General features: G+C 65.9%; 8 protein-coding genes. 4 read left to right on the forward strand and 4 right to left on the reverse strand.

The genetic code is table 11. The features are described from left to right. Positions 1 to 2080: putative bifunctional diguanylate cyclase/phosphodiesterase (locus ACU0BR_RS04815; RefSeq protein WP_446155716.1), on the forward strand; the 2080-nt coding region annotated here is incomplete at its 5' end. On the opposite strand, the gene ACU0BR_RS04820 is transcribed toward ACU0BR_RS04815, so the two are convergent. Then, a complete protein-coding gene (locus ACU0BR_RS04820; RefSeq protein ID WP_446155717.1) occupies positions 2077 to 2523 on the reverse strand; it encodes a cytidine deaminase in 447 nt (148 codons plus the stop codon). The genes ACU0BR_RS04815 and ACU0BR_RS04820 overlap by 4 nt on opposite strands. Before the next feature lie 6 nt (positions 2524 to 2529). Then, positions 2530 to 3393 carry a mechanosensitive ion channel family protein gene (locus ACU0BR_RS04825; RefSeq protein WP_446155718.1) on the reverse strand — a complete coding sequence of 288 codons (864 nt, stop codon included), beginning with the start codon at positions 3391 to 3393 and terminating at the stop codon, positions 2530 to 2532. A gap of 240 nt (positions 3394 to 3633) precedes the next feature. On the opposite strand from ACU0BR_RS04825, the gene ACU0BR_RS04830 reads away from it, so the two are divergent. Beyond that, entirely contained in the window at positions 3634 to 4437 is an 804-nt protein-coding gene (locus ACU0BR_RS04830; RefSeq protein ID WP_446155719.1) for a S1/P1 nuclease, read from the forward strand. A gap of 9 nt (positions 4438 to 4446) precedes the next feature. Here ACU0BR_RS04830 and ACU0BR_RS04835 read toward each other — a convergent pair whose 3' ends face one another. Next, positions 4447 to 5118, reverse strand: coding sequence for a queuosine precursor transporter (locus ACU0BR_RS04835; protein WP_446155720.1), 672 nt, complete (start codon positions 5116 to 5118; stop codon positions 4447 to 4449). 176 nt (positions 5119 to 5294) lie between these two features. On the opposite strand from ACU0BR_RS04835, the gene ACU0BR_RS04840 reads away from it, so the two are divergent. Both ACU0BR_RS04840 and ACU0BR_RS04845 read left to right on the forward strand, forming a co-directional pair. Beyond that, positions 5295 to 6566: a NupC/NupG family nucleoside CNT transporter gene (locus tag ACU0BR_RS04840; RefSeq protein WP_446155721.1), complete on the forward strand. Its 1272-nt coding sequence runs from the start codon at positions 5295 to 5297 to the stop codon at positions 6564 to 6566. A 25-nt stretch (positions 6567 to 6591) separates the two neighbouring features. After that, positions 6592 to 7518 (forward strand): isopenicillin N synthase family dioxygenase, encoded by a 927-nt coding sequence (locus ACU0BR_RS04845; RefSeq protein ID WP_446155722.1) that lies wholly within the window; start codon positions 6592 to 6594, stop codon positions 7516 to 7518. On the opposite strand, the gene ACU0BR_RS04850 is transcribed toward ACU0BR_RS04845, so the two are convergent. Beyond that, positions 7502 to 7754, reverse strand: a 253-nt coding sequence (locus ACU0BR_RS04850; protein ID WP_446155723.1) for a chorismate-binding protein, incomplete at its 5' end; no start/stop codon positions are given. The two genes, ACU0BR_RS04845 and ACU0BR_RS04850, sit on opposite strands and share 17 nt — an antisense overlap.

Here is a 7754-nt window from a genome sequence, read left to right on the forward strand (position 1 = left end):
GCGCGGTTTTATCGATGCCGAACGCCGCCAGATGGCGGTCGAGGAGCAGCGCACCCATCTCGCCACCGTCGGCATGGCGGGGCTGCTGTGGGCAGGGCCGATGCTGGCGTTCCCCGATGCGATGGCCAGCGGCAATGCGCCGCAATATGCGGTCATGGCGCTGCTGATCGGCGTGTTCGTGCTGGCGCTGTCCGCCGTGCCGACCGCAGCGATGACCTTCATCGCGATCTTCGGCATCGCCGGCGCGCTGTCGATGGTGCTGGCGGGCGATTTCGGCGGCGTGCTGGCGCAGATCGCCTTTGCCGTGGTGGTCGCGGCGGGCGCGGTGTCGCTGTCGCGCCTGTATCTGCGGCTGCGCCTGACCGAGGCGAACTTGGCCGAGAAACAGGAAACCGTCTCGCTGCTGCTGCACGAGTTCGAGGAAAATTCGGCCGACTGGCTGTGGCAGGTCGATGCCTCGCGCCGGGTGCGCGGCGTGTCGCCCCGGTTCGCCCACGCGCTGGGCATGGAACCGCGCGAGGCCGACGGTCAGCCCCTATTGCGCCTGATCGCGGGCGAGGGCTGGGATTCGGGCGCGCTGCCGTCGTCGCTGCGCGATCTGGCCGAGCGGCTGAAGCGGCGCGAAAGCTTTTCCAATATGATGGTGCGCGTGTCGATGAACGGGCGCACCCGCTGGTGGGAATTGTCGGGCACGCCCAAGCATGACGAGCACGGCCAGTTCGCGGGCTTTCGCGGCGTGGGATCCGACGTCACCGAACAGCGCGAGAGCGCCGAGAAGATCGCGCAGCTTGCCCGCTATGACCAGCTGACCGGCCTGCCCAACCGCATGATGCTGACCGAGGCGCTGGGCACTGCGCTGCAGCGGGCCGAGCAGTGGCGCACGCGCTGCGCGTTCCTGATGATCGACCTCGACCGGTTCAAGGCGGTCAACGATACTTTGGGCCACCAGATCGGCGACAAGCTGCTGGCACAGGTCTCGCGCCGCCTGCGCGTGCTGATGGGTCAGCACGACACCTGCGGCCGTCTGGGCGGCGACGAGTTCGCGGTCGTCATGGCCGACGTCAACGACCGCGAGGCGGTGGACCGCATGGCGCATGCGATCATCGACGTGCTGTCGAAGCCCTATGACGTCGATCACCACACGCTGTTCGTGGGCGCGTCGGTGGGATCCGCCGTGGGCCCGCGCGATGCGCGCACGGTGGAAACTTTGATGCGCAACGCCGACCTTGCGCTCTATCGGTCGAAGGACGAGGGCGGCGGCAGCCATTTCGCCTATGAGCCGCAGATGCACGCCCATGCCGAGGAGCGGCGCAAGCTGGAATTCGCGTTGCGCCACGCGCTTGAGCGTGACGAGCTGGAGTTGAACTTCCAGCCGGTGGTCGACGCGGTGACAGAGGAGATCCTGAGCTTCGAGGCACTGATGCGCTGGAACAGCGTGGAGTTCGGCCGCGTCAGCCCCGCCAAGTTCATCCCCATTGCCGAGGATACGCGGCTGATCGTCCCCATCGGCGAATGGGCGCTGCGCCGCGCCTGTGACGAGGCGGCGCACTGGCCGGGCCATGTGAAGGTGGCGGTCAACGTCTCGGCAGAGCAGATGCTCGACGCCAATTTCGCCAGCACGGTCGTGTCGGCGCTGGCCGCCAGCGGGCTCGCGCCTGAACGGCTGGAGCTGGAAGTGACCGAATCGATCTTCCTGCGCGACGGCGGGGCGGCGCAATCGACGCTGAACCAGATCCAGTCGCTGGGCTGCAAGCTGGCGCTGGACGATTTCGGGACCGGCTATTCCTCGCTGGGCTATCTGCGCAACAACCGGTTCAACACGATCAAGATCGACCGCAGCTTTGTCACCGGCGCGGCCAAGGACAGCCCCGAATCGCTGGCCATCATCCGCGCCGTGGTCGCCATGTGCGACGCGCTGGGCATGGAAACGACGGCCGAGGGCGTGGAGAGCGAGCGCGAGCTGGAACGCATCCGCCAGCTCGGCTGCTCGAAGATCCAGGGCTTTCTGTTCGGCCGTCCGATGGGCGCGCTTGAGGCTAATGCGCTGCTCGACCAGCGGGCCGAGCGTCGGATCGCCTAACCGGGCAGGACGTCCGCGCCGAACCCGTGCGGGAGAAGCTGCGAGATCGTAGTCTCCAGCATCTCGCTACCCGTGGCGCTGGCGGAGATCACCACGATGTCGCGGCCCGATAGCGAAGCCGCCTCGGCAATCGCCTGACGGCAGCCACCGCACGGGGTGATGACATCCTCGCCCGCGATGGCGCCGTCAACCATCGGACCGCCCGCCACGACCACATGGGTGATCGCGGCCAGACCGAACGCGTGCTGCGCGGCGGTCAACGCCGATTGCTCGGCACACAGGCCCAGCCGGTAGCAGGCGTTCTCCATGTTGGCGCCGGTCACGACCGAACCGTCCTCGGCCATCACCGCGCAGCCGACGTGGAATCGCGAATAGGGCGCATGGGCCTTGCCCGCCGCCTCGCGGGCGAGGGCGATCAGGCGGGCCTTAGTGGTGCTGTCCATGCAGGCTTACTCGGCCGCGTCGCGCAGCAGGGGCACCGGCTCCTTGAAGGTGTGGGTGACATAGGGGAACGGAATCTCGATCCCCGCATCGTCCAGCGCCCGCTTGATCGCGCGCACCACGTCGCTCTTCGTCTCGCGCCGGTCGCGCGGGCGGGCGTCGGACCACCACTGGACGAGGAAATCGACCGAACTTGCGCCATAGGACCATGCGAAGACCGAGACCGGCTTTTCGGTGTCGATCGCCTCGATCCCCACCATCGCGCCCTCGATCACCTTCATCGCACGGTCGAGATCGGTGTCGTAGGACACGCCCACCATCAGCTCGTCGCGGCGGATATGCGCGTCGGTCAGGATCTGGACCGGGTTCTTGAACAGCATCGAATTGGGCATGATCGTCAGCTCGTTGGTGAGCTGGCGGATATGGGTCTCGCGCAAGGTGATCTTCTCGACCTTGCCCAGCACGCCCTCGACCTCGATCAGATCGCCGATCTGCATGTTCTCGCGCAGCATGATGAGGACGCCGGCGAGGAAATTCTCGAAAATGTCCTGAAACGCAAAGCCGATCGCCACCGTGCCGATGCCGAGCCCCGCGATAAGGCCTGCCGGTTCCAGACCGGGCAGCACGACGGTCGCGGCGATCATCAGGCCGATGATCCACACCGCGACATGGGTGACGGTCGCGATCAGATTGCGCAGGCTTTCGCGCAGATTGGCCTTGGCGGCGATCCGCCCGGTGATGCGCACGACGATCTTGGCGACCAGCCATGTGACGAGGATGATGACCAGCCCGATGGCCAGGCTGGGCAGCGAGGCGACCAGCCCTTCGGCCATGCCCATGACTTCCTTGTTGATCGTTTCTACGTAATTCATGGCATTCCCGTAAATGGCTGGCCCGTATGTGGCCGGGCAAAGGACAGGCGGAGCGGATTGCCGAAACCGAATGGCGGCTTTCCTTCAATTTGTCGCATAACGCGGGCATAGCGCCCGACGCAATGGAGACTATCCCTGCCGTTTTGTCAGGGTGCCCCTCGGGGCAGGCCCTTGCGCTTGCGGCAGTGGCTCGTCACGAAGCCGTCTTTGAATATCAGCCCGTCCGGAGTGTCGCCGAGAGTGAAGAACAACCGCATCGCCCGCAGCCTTTGCGCCCTCGCCGCCATGGCCTGCACGCTTGCCGCCAGCCCGCCCGCGATGGCGTGGGGCGCGAACGGGCACCGCATCGTGGGCGCGATCGCGCAGGAATATCTCTCTCCGCAGGCGCATGCCGCCATGCTGGAGATACTGGGCAGCGAAACCTTGGCCGAAGCCGGGCCGTGGCCCGATTTCATGCGTTCGGATCCCGACGAATTCTGGCAGCAGACCGCCAGCCCATGGCATTACGTGACCGTGCCGGAAGGGCAGGCGTATGACGATGCAGGCGCTCCGCCGCAGGGCGATGCGCTGACCGCGCTGGACCGCTTTGCCGCGACCCTGCGCGATCCGTCGGCGAGCCTGTCCGACAGGCAGACAGCGCTGCGCTTCATCGTCCATATCGTCGGCGACCTGCAGCAGCCGCTGCATGCGGGCGACGGCACCGACCGTGGCGGCAATGACGTAAAGGTGACGTGGTTCGGCGAGCCGACGAATCTGCATGCGCTGTGGGATTCGGGTCTGCTCGACAGCCAGGAATTGTCCTACAGCGAATATGCCGAATGGCTGAACGCCGACCTGACGCCGCAGGAAATGCGCGAATGGGCCAGCCCCGATCCGAGGGTTTGGATCGCCGACAGCGCGGCGGTGCGGCCCGGCCTGTATCCCGCCGATCCCGATCTGGGCTATGAATACAACTACCGGTTCAAGGGGTTGATGGAGGAACGGCTGCAGAAGGGGGGGCTGCGTCTGGCCGCTTATCTGAACCGTGTGTTCGCGCCCGAATAGGCCGCACGTTCAGGCGCGCGGATGGATGTTTCCGGGCTCCATCCAGCGCGCCAGTCGCACCAGCAGCGCGATCACCGGCGGCACCAGCACCAGCGACAGCACCACCTTGGCCAGCGCCTGTCCGGCGATCAGGTCGGCGATGGGCCGCACGCCATAGAACGCGACGGTGATGAAGATCAGCGTGTCGATCACCTGGCTGACGATCGAGGCGACCGCGCCGCGCGCCAGCATCGGCACGCGCACCAGCACCGCAAGGCGCGAGAAGATCAGCACGTTGAGCGACATCGAGATGCCATAGGCGATGATACCCGCCGCCATCAGCCGCCAGCTTTGCCCCAGCACGATGGGAAACGCCTCTTTCGCGGGTTCGTACATGCCCTGATCGGTCGGAAGGGCCAGCACGATAAAGGTCAGCAAAATCGCCATTACCAGCGGCACGAAGCCGAAGCGCACCATCTGCGTCGCGGTCTTCTGCCCATAGAGCTGCGCGACGCTGCTGGAGATCGACACCAGCAACAGGAAGGGGAAGATCCCCGCCTCCACCGCCAGCGGGCCGAGCGCGACCTGTTTCGCGCCCAATACGCCCGCGATGCAGGTCATGCCGCCGTAGAACAGCGCATAGAGGAACAGCGGGCGGGGATATTGGGGCGAGAGGTCGATCTCGCGGGCGGATTCGATCATCGCGCATCACTAGCGCCAAAAATGCCTGCCGGGAAAGCGCCGGCTTGCGAAATTCGGGGGCATCGACGGGGATAGGAACGGAGACCCGCCGCGCAACGCGCTTGAGCATGGGCGCGGCTTGTTGCAATAGCGGCATGGAGTCGCCCGTTTCCCGCCGCTGCCGGTATGCCTCCTTCATGCAAACGCCTTTCGTCAGCCTTCTGGGCATCGGCCTGATCCTGCTGATCGCCCTTGCGCTTTCGAACAATCGCCGATCGATCCGGCTGCGCGTCGTGGGTGCGGCCTTTGCGCTGCAGGCGGTGATGGCGGTGCTGGTGCTGCGCACGCCGTGGGGCGCGGCGGTGATCGCGACGATGTCGCGCGGCGTGTCGAACCTGCTGGGCTATGCGGCAGAGGGGACCAACTTCATCTTCGGCCCGCTGGCCAGCCCGGACATCGGCGGCAACAGCTTTGCCATCGCGGCGCTGACCGTCATCATCTTCTTCGCCAGCCTTGTGTCGGTGCTGTATTATCTGGGCGTGATGCAGCTGATCATCCGTTGGGTGGGCGGGGCGATCGCATGGGTAACGGGCATCAGCCGCGTCGAATCGCTGGCGGCGGCGGCGAATATCTTCGTCGGCCAGTCTGAAAGCCCGCTGGTGGTGCGGCCCTATCTGGCGGGCCTTGCGCCGTCGCGGCTGTTCACATTGATGAGCGTGGGCATGGCGGGCGTCGCGGGCACGATCCTGGCCGCCTATGCCAGCCTGCTGGGCGCGCAATATCTACCTTATCTGCTGGCCGCCGCGTTCATGAGCGCGCCCGGCGGCATATTGATGGCCAAGATCATCATGCCCGACACCATCGAACCCTCGCCCGTGGCGGAGGGCGAGACAGTGGCCGGTGAGACGGGCGACGATATTCCCGGCGCGCATGACGACGAGGAAAAGCCTGCCAATGTCATCATGGCCGCCGCGCAGGGCGCGCAGACCGGCGTGAAGCTGGCGGTCGCGGTCGGCGCGATGCTGCTGGCCTTCGTGGCGCTGGTGGCGCTCGCCAACGGCTTGCTGTCTGGTGTGGGCGAATTGCTGGGGGTCGAGGGGCTGACCTTCCAGTCCGTGCTGGGCTGGATCTTCTCGCCCGTGATGTATCTGCTGGGCATTCCGTGGAACGAGGCGCAGGTCGCGGGCGGGCTGTTCGGCACCAAGATCGTGCTCAACGAATTTGTCGCCTTCATCGAACTGGGCGGTTTCGACCCCGGCGTGCTGAGCGAGCGCAGCCGCGCCATCGTCACGTTCTCGCTGTGCGGGTTCGCCAATGTCTCATCCATCGCGATCCAGATCGCGGTGATCGGCGGGCTGGCCCCCAACCAGCGGCCGGTGGTCGCGCGGCTGGGGCCAAAGGCGCTGGCGGCGGGTTCGCTGTCGAACCTTATGAGCGCGGCTCTGGCGGGACTCATGCTGCCGATGTAAGGGCGGCTCCATGACTGGAATTGGCATGACCGACACTATCGCCCATGTTTCGCTGACGCAGCCGGTTGAGGTGCTGGCGGATGAGCTCGGACGCAGCTTTTCCGAATTCGGCTTTGCGGTCGTGTCGGACCACGGGATCGATCAGGACCTGATCGCGCGGGCCGAAAGGCTGAGCCGCGAATTCTTTGCGCTGCCGGACGATACCAAGCGCGCCTATTTCATCGAGGGCGGCGGCGGCGCGCGCGGATATACGCCCTATCGCACCGAAAAGGCGGTGGGCGCGGATGTCAGCGACCTGAAGGAATTCTGGCACGTCGGGCGCAGCCTGCCCGCCGGCGATCCGCTTGAGGAATTCATGCCCGCCAATGTCTGGCCGGGCGAGCTTCCCGAATTCCGCGAGATTTTCGAGACGCTTTATGCCGAATTCGACAAGGCGGGGCTGAAGATCCTGTCGGCCATCGCGGTCCATCTGGGGCTGGCACCCGACTGGTTCGACGCCACGGTGGACCAGGGCAATTCGGTGCTGCGCCTGCTGCATTATCCTCCGGTAGAGAATGCCGAGGGTGCGGTGCGGGCGGCACCGCATGGCGACATCAACACGATCACCCTGCTGCTGGGCGCGGAAGAGGCGGGGCTGGAACTGCTGTCGCGTCAGGGCAAATGGATCCCGGTGTCGCCGCCCCCCGGCGCGCTGGCGGTGAACATCGGCGACATGCTTTCGCGCCTGACGAACGACCGTTTGCGCTCGACCGTGCACCGCGTCGTCAATCCGCAGGGCGAGGCATCGCGCCGCAGCCGGTTCTCGATGCCGTTCTTCCTGCATTTCCGGCCCGATTTCGTGATCGAAACGCTGCCGGAGTGCGTCGATGCGGATCACCCCGACCAGTACGAACCGCTGCCCAGCCACGATTTCCTGTTGCAGCGGCTGCGCGAGATCAATCTGACGAAATGATCCGGGAAAGGAAGCGGGCCTTCGACAGGCATTCGCGCCATTCGTCCTCGCCCTCGCTGTCGGCAACCACGCCCGATCCGACGCCGAATGTCGCGCGCCCGTCCGGCGTCAGCCGCAGCGTGCGGATCGCCACGTTGAAGCAGGCCTCCTCCGCGTCCATCTGTCCGATTGCGCCGCAATAGGGGCCGCGCCGCCAGCCCTCGACCCCATCGATGATTTCCATCGCGCGCAATTTA

The sequence above is a fragment of the Brevirhabdus sp. genome (assembly GCF_052826345.1).